Source organism: Fluctibacter halophilus, from assembly GCF_020687825.1.
Lineage (GTDB): Bacteria > Pseudomonadota > Gammaproteobacteria > Enterobacterales > Alteromonadaceae > Fluctibacter > Fluctibacter halophilus.
Map to the genome: position 1 here is coordinate 1,341,302 of NZ_JAJEWP010000001.1, position 14,491 is coordinate 1,355,792.

General features: G+C 53.8%; 14 protein-coding genes. 9 read left to right on the forward strand and 5 right to left on the reverse strand.

Annotation, left to right across the window (positions count from 1 at the left end):
- Positions 1-178 precede the first annotated feature (178 nt).
- Positions 179-1,354 carry an acetyl-CoA C-acyltransferase gene (locus LJ739_RS06245; RefSeq protein ID WP_229158138.1) on the reverse strand — a complete coding sequence of 392 codons (1,176 nt, stop codon included), beginning with the start codon at positions 1,352-1,354 and terminating at the stop codon, positions 179-181.
- Between the two features lie 218 nt (positions 1,355-1,572).
- On the opposite strand from LJ739_RS06245, the gene LJ739_RS06250 reads away from it, so the two are divergent.
- From LJ739_RS06250 to LJ739_RS06280, 7 genes are all read left to right on the forward strand, one after another.
- Complete coding sequence (locus LJ739_RS06250; RefSeq protein WP_229158140.1) at positions 1,573-1,959, forward strand: MerR family transcriptional regulator; 387 nt, start codon at positions 1,573-1,575, stop codon at positions 1,957-1,959.
- Positions 1,960-1,963: 4 nt separating this feature from the next.
- Positions 1,964-3,133, forward strand: coding sequence for an isovaleryl-CoA dehydrogenase (locus LJ739_RS06255; protein ID WP_229158143.1), 1,170 nt, complete (start codon positions 1,964-1,966; stop codon positions 3,131-3,133).
- 83 nt (positions 3,134-3,216) lie between these two features.
- Entirely contained in the window at positions 3,217-4,824 is a 1,608-nt protein-coding gene (locus LJ739_RS06260) for a carboxyl transferase domain-containing protein (RefSeq protein ID WP_229158145.1), read from the forward strand.
- A 10-nt stretch (positions 4,825-4,834) separates the two neighbouring features.
- Positions 4,835-5,632: an enoyl-CoA hydratase/isomerase family protein gene (locus LJ739_RS06265; protein ID WP_229158147.1), complete on the forward strand. Its 798-nt coding sequence runs from the start codon at positions 4,835-4,837 to the stop codon at positions 5,630-5,632.
- A complete protein-coding gene (locus LJ739_RS06270; protein WP_229158149.1) occupies positions 5,629-7,629 on the forward strand; it encodes an acetyl-CoA carboxylase biotin carboxylase subunit in 2,001 nt (666 codons plus the stop codon). The genes LJ739_RS06265 and LJ739_RS06270 overlap by 4 nt, the downstream gene beginning before the upstream one ends.
- Positions 7,626-8,528 (forward strand): hydroxymethylglutaryl-CoA lyase, encoded by a 903-nt coding sequence (locus LJ739_RS06275; protein ID WP_229158151.1) that lies wholly within the window; start codon positions 7,626-7,628, stop codon positions 8,526-8,528. The genes LJ739_RS06270 and LJ739_RS06275 overlap by 4 nt, the downstream gene beginning before the upstream one ends.
- An 88-nt stretch (positions 8,529-8,616) precedes the next feature.
- The gene (locus tag LJ739_RS06280) at positions 8,617-9,192 is read left to right on the forward strand and encodes a DUF922 domain-containing protein (protein WP_229158153.1); all 576 of its coding nucleotides are present in this window, start codon (positions 8,617-8,619) and stop codon (positions 9,190-9,192) included.
- Positions 9,193-9,199: 7 nt separating this feature from the next.
- Here LJ739_RS06280 and LJ739_RS06285 read toward each other — a convergent pair whose 3' ends face one another.
- The 3 genes from LJ739_RS06285 to LJ739_RS06295 form a co-directional block, all read right to left on the reverse strand.
- Positions 9,200-9,733, reverse strand: a complete 534-nt coding sequence (locus tag LJ739_RS06285; RefSeq protein ID WP_229158155.1) for an SRPBCC family protein — start codon at positions 9,731-9,733, stop codon at positions 9,200-9,202.
- Positions 9,734-9,813: 80 nt separating this feature from the next.
- Positions 9,814-10,749 (reverse strand): nucleoside hydrolase, encoded by a 936-nt coding sequence (locus LJ739_RS06290; RefSeq protein ID WP_229158157.1) that lies wholly within the window; start codon positions 10,747-10,749, stop codon positions 9,814-9,816.
- Between the two features lie 69 nt (positions 10,750-10,818).
- Positions 10,819-11,760, reverse strand: a complete 942-nt coding sequence (locus tag LJ739_RS06295) for a GlxA family transcriptional regulator (RefSeq protein ID WP_229158159.1) — start codon at positions 11,758-11,760, stop codon at positions 10,819-10,821.
- 195 nt (positions 11,761-11,955) lie between these two features.
- On the opposite strand from LJ739_RS06295, the gene glgC reads away from it, so the two are divergent.
- On the forward strand, positions 11,956-13,218 hold the full coding sequence (gene glgC, locus LJ739_RS06300) for a glucose-1-phosphate adenylyltransferase (RefSeq protein ID WP_229158161.1): 1,263 nt from the start codon (positions 11,956-11,958) through the stop codon (positions 13,216-13,218).
- On the opposite strand, the gene LJ739_RS06305 is transcribed toward glgC, so the two are convergent.
- Positions 13,212-14,024: an alpha/beta fold hydrolase gene (locus tag LJ739_RS06305; RefSeq protein WP_229158163.1), complete on the reverse strand. Its 813-nt coding sequence runs from the start codon at positions 14,022-14,024 to the stop codon at positions 13,212-13,214. The genes glgC and LJ739_RS06305 overlap by 7 nt on opposite strands.
- Before the next feature lie 174 nt (positions 14,025-14,198).
- Here LJ739_RS06305 and LJ739_RS06310 point away from each other — a divergent pair, with 174 nt between their 5' ends.
- Entirely contained in the window at positions 14,199-14,489 is a 291-nt protein-coding gene (locus LJ739_RS06310) for a hypothetical protein (protein WP_229158165.1), read from the forward strand.
- Positions 14,490-14,491 lie beyond the last annotated feature (2 nt).

A 14,491-nucleotide genomic window follows, 5' to 3' on the forward strand; every position in this document is an offset into this window, starting at 1 on the left:
TACATCTTATAGATGGTCCCAGGCATAAGCAGCGTCGACATAGCGTCGGCGTGATGTGTATAGAATCCTCTCCAGCCAGCTTATGTTCGCTAGCCACGATGGACCGCACTGCACAGCGTCAGGAGAATAAAAAAACGCGGCACAAAGGGCCGCGTTTTTAAATCACAAGGGGTGTCTGTTAACAGCGTTCAATCGCGATCGCCGTTGCTTCACCGCCACCAATACACAACGACGCGACACCTTTGTTAAGTCCTTTGTTGATCAACGCATGCAACAAGGTAACGATCAAACGCGCGCCAGAGGCGCCAATGGGATGGCCCAGAGCACAGGCGCCACCATTAACGTTTACCTTGGCGTGATCCAAACCGAGCTTATTGATCGCCAGCATCGTTACCATGGCAAAGGCTTCGTTGATTTCAAACAGGTCTACGTCACCCGCTTGCCAACCGGTTTTCTCAAACAGCTTTTGCATCGCACCCACCGGCGCAACGGTGAAGTCGGCCGGTTTCATCGCATGGGTGCTGTGGCCGACGATTTTTGCCAACGGCTTCAAACCTAACGCGTCGGCCCGGGCCTGAGACATGACCACCAATGCAGCAGCACCATCCGAGATAGAACTGGAGTTGGCAGCCGTCACAGTACCGTCCTTTTTAAATGCAGGACGCAAGCTGGGAATTTTTTCCGGACGTGCTGAACCAGGGCCCTCATCGGTATCCACAACCGTATCGCCTTTACGACCTGAAACGGTTACCGGGGTGATTTCCTCGGCAAACGCACCACTGTAAATCGCATGTTGCGCACGACGTAACGACTCCAGTGCATACTCATCCATGGCTTCACGACCAATACCCTCCTCGTCGGCCGTCGCCTGGGCAAAGCAGCCCATGGCCTGACCATCATAGGCGTTTTCCAAGCCATCCAGCATCATATGATCCAGCACCTGTCCGTGTCCCATACGATAGCCGCCACGAGCCTTTGGCAACAGGTACGGTGCATTACTCATGCTTTCCATACCGCCAGCAACAACCGCTTGGGCGCTACCAGCCTTGATCAGGTCGTGGGCCAGCATGACCGCTTTCATGCCCGAACCACACACCTTATTGATGGTGGTAACGCTGGCGGATAGCGGCAACTCTGCCCCCAGCGCAGCTTGTCGTGCGGGAGACTGTCCAAGGCCAGCAGGCAACACACAGCCCATGATCACTTCATCAATCTGACTGGCATCGACACCGTCCATCGCAGCGCGGATTGCTTCAGACCCAAGCTCGGTGGCCGTTTTGGCAGACAGTCCACCCATAAAACCACCCATCGCCGTGCGTTTGGCCGCCACAATCACAATGGCATCGTTACTCATCTCTATCTCCTAACAAGTTATGGTATGCCGTCCCCGGCGGGGTCAACAGCATAAGTCAGCGTACAGGAAAGTGAACATAAGACTTTGGTGCTGTGCTGACAAATTTCCAGCAGTTGTTGACGGCTTGTAAGTGTTACTTTACCTTTACGTTAACTTACACCTTACGTAAACGTAAAGTACTTTTATGCTGAACACGGCAGTCCATGAGAACAATAACAATGAGTGAACAGACGTACAGTATTGGCGAATTGGCCAAAGCCTTTGATATCACCCCCCGTTCCATCCGCTTCTACGAGGAACAGGGGTTGGTTTCTCCCGAACGCAATGGTCAGACCCGCATTTATCACAAAAAAGACAGGGTCCGCCTCAAACTGATCCTGCGCGGCAAGCGCCTGGGGTTCTCGCTGGCAGAAACCAAGACCCTGTTCCACTTGTACGACAGCCACCAGAATTCCGAAGCTCAGTTGGAAAAGATGTTGCAACTGACCGAACAAAAACGCGATGTGCTGAATCAGCAGTTGGAGGACATCAAGATGTTGATGGCCGAGCTGGATGATGTTGAAGCACGTTGTAAAGAAGAACTAGCTGAATTAAAACGAGGATAACCCCATGCATGCACCGTACCCTACCCTGAACTTCGGCTTAGGCGAAGACATCGATATGCTGCGTGACCATGTCTACAACTTTGCGCAAAACGAAATTGCTCCGCTGGCCGAGAAGGCCGACGAGAACAACGCATTCCCCAACGAACTGTGGCCCAAATTGGGCGAAATGGGCCTGCTGGGTATTACTGTTTCCGAACAGTACGGCGGTTCAGACATGGGCTATCTGGCACACACCATTGCCATGGAAGAAGTCAGCCGAGCCTCCGCTGGTATCGGCCTGAGCTACGGCGCGCATTCGAATCTGTGTGTCAACCAGATTTACCGTAACGGCAACGACGCACAGCGTGAAAAATACCTGCCCAAACTGGTCTCTGGTGAGCATATTGGTGCACTGGCAATGAGCGAGCCAAATGCCGGTTCTGACGTGGTCAGCATGAAGCTTCGGGCCGAGAAAAAAGGCGACGTTTACGTCCTCAACGGCAACAAGATGTGGATCACCAACGGCCCGGATGCTGACACCTTTGTCATCTATGCTAAAACCGACATCAATGCTGGTCCTCGTGGCATTTCTGCGTTCATCGTTGAGCGGGGAACGCCGGGCTTCACTCAGGCACAAAAGCTGGACAAGCTGGGCATGCGCTCCTCAAACACCTGTGAGTTGGTGTTTGAAGACTGCGAAGTGCCAGCCGAAAACATCATGGGCAATGAAGGGGATGGCGTTCGTATCCTGATGAGTGGCCTGGATTACGAGCGTCTGGTGCTGTCCGGTGGTCCACTGGGTATCATGCAGTCCTGCATGGATATCGTTGTACCGTACATTCATGATCGTAAGCAGTTCGGACAGTCGATCGGGGAATTCCAGTTGGTGCAAGGCAAAGTGGCCGATATGTACACCCAAATGAATGCTGCCCGTGCCTACGTTTATGCGGTTGCGCGCTCTTGCGACCGAGGTGAAACCACCCGTAAAGATGCTGCAGGTGCCATCCTGTATTCCGCCGAACTGGCGACCAAAATGGCCCTCGATGCCATCCAGCTGCTGGGCGGAAACGGTTACATCAACGAGTACCCCACCGGACGTTTGCTGCGTGATGCCAAGCTGTATGAAATTGGTGCCGGAACATCCGAAATCCGTCGCATGCTGATTGGACGCGAATTGTTCAAAGAATCAGCCTAATCTTTAGCGAGTATGATGGCCTCACCGACCACTGTCGGTGAGGTCATTTTGCCAAAAACGATTGTTAATACAGGAGTGACGTGGTGCCACGCATACTCAGCAAAATCAATCCGAAAAGCCAGGAGTTCGCCGACAACCAGGCGCACATGGCGGCCCAGGTACAGGATCTCAACGACCTGGTTGCAACGATCAAACTGGGCGGTGGTGAGAAAGCCAACGCCCGTCACGAGTCTCGTGGCAAACTATTGCCCCGGGATCGTATCAACGCCCTGCTTGACGAAGGGTCTCCGTTTCTGGAGCTGTCCCAGTTGGCCGCCTGGAACGTGTATGAAGACTATGTACCCGCTGCAGGCGTCATTGCCGGTATCGGACGGGTAAGTGGTGTCGAGTGCATGATTGTCGCCAATGATGCCACGGTCAAAGGCGGCACCTATTACCCCCTGACGGTCAAGAAGCATCTGCGTGCACAAACCATTGCCGAGCAAAACAACCTGCCGTGCATCTATCTGGTTGACTCCGGCGGCGCCAACCTGCCCCGACAGGATGATGTTTTTCCGGATAAAGACCATTTCGGTCGCATCTTCTTTAATCAGGCCAATTTGTCTGCCAACAATATCCCGCAAATTGCGGTAGTAATGGGTTCCTGTACCGCAGGCGGTGCATACGTTCCAGCCATGGCCGACGAGTCTATTATCGTGCGCAATCAGGGCACCATATTCCTTGGTGGTCCTCCGTTGGTGAAAGCCGCCACCGGTGAAGTGGTCAGTGCAGAAGACCTGGGTGGTGGTGACGTGCACTGTCGTACATCCGGTGTAGTGGATCACCTCGCCAACAATGATCACCACGCGCTGCAACTGGCACGGGATGCGGTTGCACGCCTGAATCGCACTAAACCACTGTTTCTCGACGTGGTGGAACCTAAGCCTCCGGCATACCCGATTGAAGATATCTATGGCGTGATCCCGAAAGATCCCCGCCAACCCTATGACGTTCGGGAAATCATAGCCCGTATCGTCGACGGTTCCGAATTCGATGAGTTTAAAGCCCTGTATGGCACGACCCTGGTTTGCGGTTTTGCCCGCATCCACGGTTATCCGGTGGGTATCGTTGCCAACAATGGCATCTTGTTTTCCGAATCCGCGCAAAAAGGCGCCCACTTCATAGAACTGTGCGCACAACGCAAAATTCCGCTGGTGTTCCTGCAGAACATCACCGGTTTCATGGTCGGTAAACAATACGAAGCCGGCGGTATCGCCAAACACGGTGCCAAGATGGTCACCGCCGTGGCCTGTGCCAAAGTACCGAAATTTACTGTATTGATTGGCGGTTCCTTTGGTGCCGGAAACTACGGCATGTGTGGACGGGCCTACGATCCCCGTTTCTTGTTCATGTGGCCAAATGCACGCATCTCGGTGATGGGTGGCGAGCAGGCAGCTGGCGTACTGGCCCAGGTCAAGCGGGATCAGAAAGAGCGCGCCGGAGAGTCCTGGAGTGCTGATGAAGAAGCGGCGTTCAAACAACCGGTGATTGACACCTACGAGGAACAGGGTCATCCCTACTATGCCTCCGCCCGCCTGTGGGATGACGGTGTTATCGATCCGGCAGACACGCGCTATGTACTGGGACTGTCATTGTCAGTTGCCCTGAACAAACCGATTGAAGAGACACGCTTTGGCGTGTTCCGTATGTAAGGACGTCACTATGGAACAGCAAGACGCAGTGTTATACACGGTAGATGCCAACGGCGTTGCTACCGTCACCCTGAACCGTCCGGACAAGCATAACGCCTTTGATGATCAACTGATTGCCCGTCTGACGCAATTATTTCAGCAAGCCGGTCAGGATCCTGCCGTGCGCCTGTTGATCCTGCAGGCCAACGGACGCAGTTTTTGTGCCGGAGCCGATCTGAACTGGATGAAGCGGATGGCAAACTACAGCTATGAGGAAAACCTGCACGACGCCAACGCTCTGGCGACCATGCTGCATACGCTGTACAGCCTGCCCAAACCAACCATTGCCAAAGTCCAGGGTGCTGCCTTTGGCGGTGCGGTGGGCTTGGTGGCCTGCTGCGACATCGCCATTGCCAGCAAGCTGAGTAAATTCTGCCTCAGTGAGGTTAAGCTCGGATTGATCCCAGCAACCATCAGCCCCTATGTCGTTAAAGCCTTGGGTGCTCGTGTGGCGAAACGCTACTTCATGACGGCCGAGGTGTTTTCCTCCCGTCGTGCACGGCGACTGGGACTGATCAGCGAATCGGTAACCGAAGAAGAGTTGCAACCCACTGTCGATGCACTGGTGGAACAACTGCTCAGCAACGGCCCGCAGGCGGTTGCCGCAGCCAAACAACTGGTGTTTGATGTTGAAAACCAACCGCTGGATGAAGAGCTGTTGGAAAAAACCAGTTTACGCATTGCCACCATCCGCGTGTCTGAAGAAGGCCAGGAAGGGTTAAATGCCTTTTTGCAAAAACGTCCGGCAGCATGGCAGGAGAAAGCATGATCCGCAAATTACTGATAGCAAACCGCGGTGAAATCAGTTGCCGCGTAATGAAAACCGCACAGCGCATGGGGATCCGGACCGTCGCGGTGTACTCCGATGCAGACAGCGACGCGTTGCATGTCAAAATGGCCGATGAAGCCGTACATATCGGCGGAGCGCCCTCCAAAGACAGTTACTTGCGCGCAGAACATATCATTGAGGTTGCCAAACGCCTCGGCGTCGATGCGATTCACCCCGGCTACGGTTTCTTGTCAGAAAACGCCCGTTTTTGCCGTCTTTGTGAACAAAATGACATTATCTTTGTCGGTCCCCCGGTAGGTGCCATCGAAGCCATGGGGTCTAAGTCTGCCGCCAAACAGATCATGGAAAAAGCCGGTGTTCCACTCGTACCCGGCTATCACGGTGACGACCAATCGGTTGAGACACTGCGCAGCAGTGCGCAAAGCATGGGCTATCCGGTACTCCTGAAGGCTGCAGCCGGTGGCGGCGGTAAAGGCATGCGTCAGGTCTGGAGCGATGATGAATTTGACGCCGCATTGGATGCCGCTAAGCGTGAAGCCCAATCAAGCTTTGGTGACGATATCATGCTGGTGGAAAAGTACCTGACCCAGCCCCGTCACGTTGAAATCCAGGTTTTCTGTGATCAGCACGGCAATGGGGTGTATCTGTTCGAGCGTGATTGCTCGGTGCAACGTCGTCACCAGAAAGTGATTGAAGAAGCCCCTGCTCCGGGAATGACTGAGCAGTTGCGCAGCGCCATGGGCGAAGCAGCACTGAAAGCCGCCCAGGCAATCAACTATGTTGGTGCCGGCACCGTGGAGTTCCTGCTCGACAGCGACGGTCAATTCTATTTCATGGAAATGAACACGCGCCTGCAGGTCGAACACCCGGTGACCGAAATGATCACTGGCGTGGATCTGGTGGAGTGGCAATTACGGGTTGCCAGCAAAGAACCCCTGCCGTTGCAACAATCTGAACTGAAATTACATGGGCACGCGTTTGAAGCCCGGGTGTATGCTGAAGACCCCGACAATGATTTCCTACCGGCCACCGGACACTTACGTCTGCTGAGACCACCTTTAGAAAACCGTCATGTGCGGGTCGACACCGGCGTTCTGGAAGGCGACGATGTGTCGGTCTATTACGATCCGATGATCGCCAAACTGGTGGTGTGGGATGAAGATCGCACCAAGGCCCTCGCCCGCCTGGCCAAAGCCTTGACTGAGTACCACATTGACGGCGTCACCACCAACGTCAATTTCCTCTACAACCTGGCTACAACGCCGGCGTTTATGGATGCACAGCTGAGCACCAACTTCATCACCGAGCATGAAGCAGCGATCTTTCACCGCGATGCCTCAGAGCACAACGGGTTGCTGCCCGTTGCCGCGTTGTACCTGCTGTTGGATCAGCAAAACAAAGTCCCACAGCAGCAGGATGATCGCTTCTCACCGTGGCAACAGCACAATGCCTGGCGAGCCAACGAGCAGCACGTCCAATCCCTGACCCTGCGACTGAATGACGATGATTTTGATCTTCGTGTGAAACGGCTGGACAACGGCTATTCGATTGACTACCAAAACCAAACGTTTGTCTGTCATGGCGAATTGTCCGGCAACAGCTTAATCGCCAACGTAGACGGACACCGCAGTGAATTTGTGGTCGTCGAACATGAAAGCGGCCATAGCCTGTTTGCCCCCGGTGAGGCGCTGCGCTTTACCCGAGTGATGCCGGATCTGGGCCTCGATGATGACACAGGCCATGACGCGGGTTTCACCGCGCCAATGAACGGTACTGTGGTGGCATTGGCAGTGGAACCCGGCCAAATGGTTGATAAAGATCAGACATTGATGATCATGGAAGCGATGAAAATGGAACATGCGCTAAAAGCGCCCAGCCGCGGAAAAGTGACTGAATTTTTCTATCAGCCCGGTGATTTGGTCGACGGCGGTGCAGAATTGCTGGCCTTCGAAGCCGACCAGGGAGCGTCATCATGAGCGACCACGTCACCCTTGTTGAAGTGGGTCCCCGGGATGGCTTGCAAAACGAAAAGCAGGCCATTTCGGTAGAAGACAAAGTCGCCCTGGTGAATGACCTGTCTGACACCGGCCTGTCGATCATTGAAGCAGGCAGCTTTGTGTCGCCCAAATGGGTTCCACAAATGGCCAACAGCGACGCCGTGTTGCAACAGATCAACCGCAAAGCCGGCGTTCGTTATACCGCATTAACCCCCAACCTGAGGGGGTTTGAAGATGCACTGGCGGCCGGCGCTGACGAAGTTGCTATCTTTGGTGCAGCATCTGAAGCCTTCTCGCAAAAGAACATCAATTGCACCATCGATGAATCCCTGGCGCGTTTTGCGCCGGTAATCGAAGCGGCCAAGGCCAATGGACTGCCGGTACGTGGCTATGTGTCCTGCGTGTTGGGTTGTCCCTATGAGGGCGACATTGCTGTTTCAGAGGTTGCACGGGTTGCACAAACCTTGCTGGAGATGGGCTGCTACGAAATATCCCTTGGTGATACCATTGGCGTAGGCACCCCAGGAAGCACGGCAAAAATGCTCGACGCGGTGATGCAAGTGGTTCCCAGTAGCTACCTTGCGGTCCATTTCCACGATACCTACGGTCAGGCACTGGCCAATATTCTGGTGGCGTTGGAAAAAGGCATTCGTGTGGTCGACAGTGCAGTGGCCGGATTAGGTGGCTGTCCCTACGCGAAGGGCGCTTCCGGCAATGTGGCATCTGAGGATGTGGTCTACATGCTGCACGGCATGGGCCTGACGACCGGCATCGATCTCGAAGCGCTGGTCAAGGTGGGTCATACCATCAGTCAGCGCCTGGGTCGCGACGTTCAGTCAAAAGTCGGCAAAGCCCTGTGGGCCGCCAAGGCAGACTAATTTATCAGTCTATGGTCTACCCATCGACAGACGTATACCTTTGCGTCACACTGTCGGTGGGTCGTCTGATAGCTGAGGAGTCTGTTGCATGAGCCTGTTCTTTCGCACATGTTGCGTGGCGCTCACAGTACTGTCATCGCCACATGCCGTGGCCGATGTGCGTCTCGACACCCGCACCCAACATTATGATATTTATCCGACTTCGGCTGCAGATATCAGGCTGCAATTACGCAAACACTCCCCCATTATCGACCAACAACAATCTTTTCATGGCCAGACCCAATGGCATCTGGTACCGGATTTTCGCTGGCGTGAGTACGGCAATGCCTGCCGCTTCCACCACATTAACGTCACCCTGACCGGCGCATACGTACTGCCAAGACTGGCAAATACCAGCGAAACCGATGCTGACACCCGCGAAACATTTGCTCGCTACTACCAGGCGTTGAGGGTCCATGAAGAAGGTCATCAGGCGTTGTGGCTGGAAGCCGGGCAACGGATAGAGACGTTGCTGCAAAACATGCACGGCCAGCAAGGCTGTAAAGCCCTGACGGAACAGGCGACTCAGCAAATACATCAAATCATCGATGAGTATCATCAGCGCAATGGTGAATACGACACCACCACTGGCCATGGCCGCACCCAGGGTGCAGCCATCCGTTAACGGGCTTTTAACGTGGGTTTTCGCTCAGGGTTTTAAGGTTTTCCAGGCCCGCTTCAAAATCAGGCCCAACCATACTGTCCATCATCGCAGCGAAATAGTGGTTGATCGGATTACTGCCCACATCGCCATAGTCCATCCACGTCACGACGGTGCTGTCCCCTTGCGGCTGCAGCACCAGCTCACCGGTTGATCCCATTTCGAAGTCAGGAAAATACAGGGTGTACACGACCCGCTTGTCGGTTTCTGCGGCAATGATCTCCATCGTTCCACTGCCCTCTGATTCACTGCTCCAGGATGAGCGCATTCCTACTTCGCTGTCAGGGCCTGTATACGAGACTTCCATTTGTGGGTCGCGCTGAAACCACACTCCCCACTGCTGCCAGGCTTGCAGATCAACCACCAATGGATATATCTCACTGGCCGGCGCATCGATGGTAATGGTGCGTTCCACTTTAAACGTGGATGGCAACATAAAACCAATCACCAACAAGACAATAAACAGGCTGATCACCAGGATCAGCAGTTTTTTAACAGCCCCCATCGTTCGGTTCCTTGTTGTTTGACAGTCCTTAACGACAGCTTATAACATCCTGTTAACAATTCAAACAACCGCGATGCCGTTTATCGCCGCAACAACTGCAACACGTAATCAAGCACCCGCTGTTTATCTACCGGCTGCGCGACATCCACCCATTGGCCATTGCCCGGTGAGCGGAAGGTCTGGCCGGCATTGGGCTCATGGGTCGACACATCCAGTTCCAGCGATACAAACGGAATACAGTCCTCGGGCAGCCCCAGATAACACGCTGCCAGCACGTCCCACATGTAATAGGTGAATTCGTACGCGGGAATACTGTTGATGGTGGTGGCCCAGAACTGCCCCGCCAGGTCACTCATCGGATACTGTTGTTGAGCAGCAAGCTGGACCAGAAACTGCTTATTGACCGGCAAGCTATTGGTGGCATCCAATGAGATCAGTTTGATTTTCAGTCCCAGGGTAAACAGTTGCTGAGTCGCCTTCGGATCCCAGAACGCGTTCCATTCAGCACTGGTGTCATGATTGTGGGTCGCGACGTTACCCGCCACGTCAACAGCGCCGCCCATCCACACCACTTCATTCACTCGCGCGCAGTTATGGGGATGGGTCTGCAACGCATGCACCAGATTACTGCAGGGTCCTGTCATCAATACCGTTACCCCGTCATGGGCCTGTAACCAGTGATTGATTGCTTCCGGGGCACTGCACGACAGCAGGTTATTGCTGTCAGCTTCGGTTGTCAGCATACGTGGCAATGCATTACAGATCTTGGGCTGCGCACGCCAGTCGGCGGGAAATGCATTGATGCCGTAATACCGACCCTGGGCAACCGGAATGTCCTGACGGCCAAACATACTCAAAATTTTAAGGGTCGATTCAGTGGCGTCCGGTAAATAACAATCGGCCGGGGTAATCGTAACGCCAACCAGATCAACATTGTCCATACTCAGCACCAACATCAACGCCAATAAGTCATCGACACCACCATCATGATCAAAAATGACTTTCTTGTTGTGCATAACGGCTCATCCTGTAGAAGATAAAAGAGCGCGAGCATAGCAGATTTCTGGCTGCCAACTAACGCATATTCAGTTAACAGATTGAAATTGCTGGCGATAATCCGACGGTGCAACGCCTAAATACTTGTTGAAATTGACCCGCAGCGTCACCGGGCTGTCAAAACCAACCTGCGCGGCAACCTGTTGGATATCCGTATCATCACGCTCCAACAGTGCCTGGGCGACCCGCACCCGTTGCTGATTTAACCAATGCTTGGCACTGGTGCCCATGGATTGACGAAAATGCCGGTCAAAACTGCGTCTCGACATGTTTGCATGACGGGCCAGATCATCGACCTGAATGCCATTGGCAAGCTGTTGTATCGCCCAATCCAGGGTTGCTGACAACTTGTTTTGAGGACTGGCCATCGGCGTTTCTACAAATTGCGCCTGGCCACCTTTACGATGCGGTGGGATAACCAGCCTGCGGGCCATTTGATTGGCGATCTCATAGCCATAGTCCCGTCGAACCAGTTCAAGGCTAAGATCAAGTGCCGCCGCGCTACCGGCTGAACAGGCCAACCTTGCATGCACGGTATACAGGACGTCAGGGGTATACTTCACCGCCGGAAAGCGGCGACAGAACGTATCAGCATACTGCCAGTGTGTGGTGGCTTCCACGCCATCAAGCAAACCGAGTTGTGCTAATAGAAATGCGCCCGAACAGAAGCTCACCAATTCACTGCCTTGCCGGTATGCCGATAACAGCGCATCTGCCATTCGTACCTGCAAACGTTTACCACTGGTCGGCCAGGATGGAATGATGATGCGATCATAGAGGTGGAGTTGATCGGCACGTTTAGCCAGGATCTGTAGGTTGGCTGTGCTGTGTAATGGGCCTGGTGTGAACGAGATTACCTCACACTCGTACAGTGCACCCAACCCTTGCCGTTGCAGTCCAAACACTTCAAGCGCACAGCCCAGCTCAAACGCCGATACGCCATCATGCACGACTATTGCCACCCGTTTCATGCTGCATTCTCCTTCCCCTATTGGGACAATTATTGCCAAATTTAATCGCTTCGCCAATCTTACTTTTGCCGTGCGTTGGTAATTGTTTTTTACCAGTGTGTCTGCCACACTGGTATCGCAACATCCCTCCAGAAGCGTGGTCGGCGGGGATGGCAGCACTGTCGTTATGCATCCCATCACTACGGAGAGTTTGATATGCCCTCAGCCAGTCCACGTTATATCAGTAACCTAACGCGTGACACCTATGCCCTCATCCTCGCGGGTGGTCGTGGTTCACGGCTGCATGAATTAACCACCTGGCGGGCCAAGCCAGCACTGTATTTCGGCGGTAAGTTCCGCATCATCGATTTTCCGTTATCAAACTGCGTCAACTCCGGTATTCGACGGGTTGGCGTTGTGACCCAGTACAAGTCCCACAGTTTGATCCGACACCTGGTGCGTGGATGGGGACATTTCAAAAAAGAACTGGGCGAGTCCATCGAAATCCTGCCTGCGTCACAGCGTTTTTCTGACAACTGGTACCAGGGCACCGCGGATGCAGTGTTTCAGAATCTGGACATCATCCGCGATGAAATGCCCAAATATGTGATGATCTTAAGCGGCGACCATATTTACCGGATGGATTATGGCAGCCTGTTGGCCAAACACGTTGAATCCAAAGCAAAGATGACGGTGTGTTGTATGCCGGTACCTATCCATGAAGCGGCGGGTGCGTTTGGTGTGATGTCGGTCGACAACGAAATGCGGATCCTGGGTTTTGAGGAGAAGCCGGCCAACCCAACGCCCCTGCCCGACGATCCATCCCGCTGCCTTGCCTCCATGGGTAACTATGTGTTTGACGCCGAGTTTTTGTTTGAGCAGCTGAAACGGGACGCGGAAACGTCCGGTTCAGAACGGGATTTCGGCAAGGATATCATCCCCTCCATCATTCAGGATCATCCGGTGTATGCCTATCCCTTTAACGGCCGGGACCAACACGAAGTGTACTGGCGCGATGTCGGCACCCTGGACTCGTTCTGGCAGGCCAACATGGAACTGGTTGCCCCGGTCCCGGCACTTAACCTGTATGACAAGCGCTGGCCAATCTGGACCTATCAGGAGCAACTCCCCCCCGCCAAATTCGTCTGGGAGGAAGAAAACCGGCGCGGTACCGCAATCAATTCAGTGGTGTCGGGAGGCTGTATCATCTCTGGTGCAACTGTCAGACGCAGTTTGTGCTTCTCCAATGTCCGGGTCCACTCTTACAGCGAAATTGACGAATCTGTGTTATTGCCCGATGTTGAAGTGAAACGCCACTGTAAGATTCGCCGTGCGATCATTGACAGGGGCTGTGTGATCCCAGAAGGCATGGTCATCGGTCACAACCGCGACGAAGACATCGCCAGGGGCTTTCGGGTCACAGACAACAACGTGGTGCTGGTAACCCGCGAAATGCTCGGTTTACCGGTCGGCTACTGAGCCGTTGAGGCTTGACTCCACCGATTGATATAGTATTGCAGCAGTTCGGCGACGTTGTCGGGCTGTTGCAACGGAAACATATGTCCCCCGCCGGCAAATACCCGATGCTCAAAACCATTTCCTTTGATAAACGGATTGATCAGCGCCGGTTTGCACACTTCGGTTAGCTCGCCGGTGATCACCACACCAGGGCCTTTGTAACGACCATAGTGACGTGGCAGATTGGTGGGTACGGTTCTGAACAATTCCGCCTCGACCTGATGATCAAACGTTAGCGTTTGTTTGTCTCCCAAGTGTGTTGTGGCGCTGCTGACATAATCAGCGATACACGCCGGTTCCATGCCCTGAAACAGGCCTTTGCCAGCAAAATATTCCACCAGATCCGTGTCGGGTGCCCACTGGGTATTGCGAACACTGGCTTTACCTGCGGGTGTGACTTTGTCAATTAACGGCGTGCGCTGAAACAGCTTAAACACATGACGGGTTAGCCCGGTGACCAACGGCGGATCCAACATGATCAAACCACGGCAACGCTCTGGCCTCTCGCTGGCAGCCAGATAACTGACAACAGCACCAAAGGAGTGTCCGACCAGAAACACCGGCTGCTGGGTGTGTTGATCGAGGTAATGCCACAATTCCCGGGCCTGATTCAACCAGTCTCTGGCGACCGGAAATGCGGGATTATGACCGAATTTATCCAATGCCCAGACTTGAATGTTATCAGGTAACTCCTGCAGGAGACGGCGATAACTGCCCGCCGGGAATCCATTGGCATGGGCGAAATGAAGGTGTACGGTGTCGGTCATTACTGGCTCTTCATCATCATTGGATTGGTCTATCGGGGTACATATTGAGATACCTGCCGCCCCATAACGTATATATATCCATACCAAAGTATGAGTTCAGGCCTGTATCACCGATAGAAATTTCTTATTATATCTCTGAGGTTTAGGCAAATACTGCCGTTTTGGAGGTACACCATGTTGAAAAGAGTACTCTTCCCCTGCACTGTGATCGCATTGACCGTTGCTACATCTGCCAATGCCGGAATTCAAACCGCAGTGCAACAAAGCTGTCAGGATATCGACAAGCGCACGACGTTGCAATTGGCCCGTCATGGGGAAACGTCTTCGGACGCCTACAATGCCAAGCTGGCCACCATGTTTCAGGTAACCAGCTGTCACGGCGATGCCCTGTTGGACACCCGTACCGATCGCCGGGACTATCAGCCCGTCGATGTGAATACCCAGGCGAACCATCGCACTGACTAAAC

What these genes read in the sequence shown, in the direction of transcription:
- LJ739_RS06285 (WP_229158155.1), bottom strand. Translation starts at nt 9,733, where the DNA reads ATGGGGGCTGTTAAAAAACTGCTGATCCTGGTGATCAGCCTGTTTATT.
- LJ739_RS06275 (WP_229158151.1), top strand. Translation starts at nt 7,626, where the DNA reads ATGAGCGACCACGTCACCCTTGTTGAAGTGGGTCCCCGGGATGGCTTG.
- LJ739_RS06305 (WP_229158163.1), bottom strand. Translation starts at nt 14,024, where the DNA reads ATGACCGACACCGTACACCTTCATTTCGCCCATGCCAATGGATTCCCG.
- LJ739_RS06245 (WP_229158138.1), bottom strand. Translation starts at nt 1,354, where the DNA reads ATGAGTAACGATGCCATTGTGATTGTGGCGGCCAAACGCACGGCGATG.
- glgC (WP_229158161.1), top strand. Translation starts at nt 11,956, where the DNA reads ATGCCCTCAGCCAGTCCACGTTATATCAGTAACCTAACGCGTGACACC.
- LJ739_RS06295 (WP_229158159.1), bottom strand. Translation starts at nt 11,760, where the DNA reads ATGAAACGGGTGGCAATAGTCGTGCATGATGGCGTATCGGCGTTTGAG.
- LJ739_RS06250 (WP_229158140.1), top strand. Translation starts at nt 1,573, where the DNA reads ATGAGTGAACAGACGTACAGTATTGGCGAATTGGCCAAAGCCTTTGAT.
- LJ739_RS06265 (WP_229158147.1), top strand. Translation starts at nt 4,835, where the DNA reads ATGGAACAGCAAGACGCAGTGTTATACACGGTAGATGCCAACGGCGTT.
- LJ739_RS06290 (WP_229158157.1), bottom strand. Translation starts at nt 10,749, where the DNA reads ATGCACAACAAGAAAGTCATTTTTGATCATGATGGTGGTGTCGATGAC.
- LJ739_RS06270 (WP_229158149.1), top strand. Translation starts at nt 5,629, where the DNA reads ATGATCCGCAAATTACTGATAGCAAACCGCGGTGAAATCAGTTGCCGC.
- LJ739_RS06280 (WP_229158153.1), top strand. Translation starts at nt 8,617, where the DNA reads ATGAGCCTGTTCTTTCGCACATGTTGCGTGGCGCTCACAGTACTGTCA.
- LJ739_RS06255 (WP_229158143.1), top strand. Translation starts at nt 1,964, where the DNA reads ATGCATGCACCGTACCCTACCCTGAACTTCGGCTTAGGCGAAGACATC.
- LJ739_RS06310 (WP_229158165.1), top strand. Translation starts at nt 14,199, where the DNA reads ATGTTGAAAAGAGTACTCTTCCCCTGCACTGTGATCGCATTGACCGTT.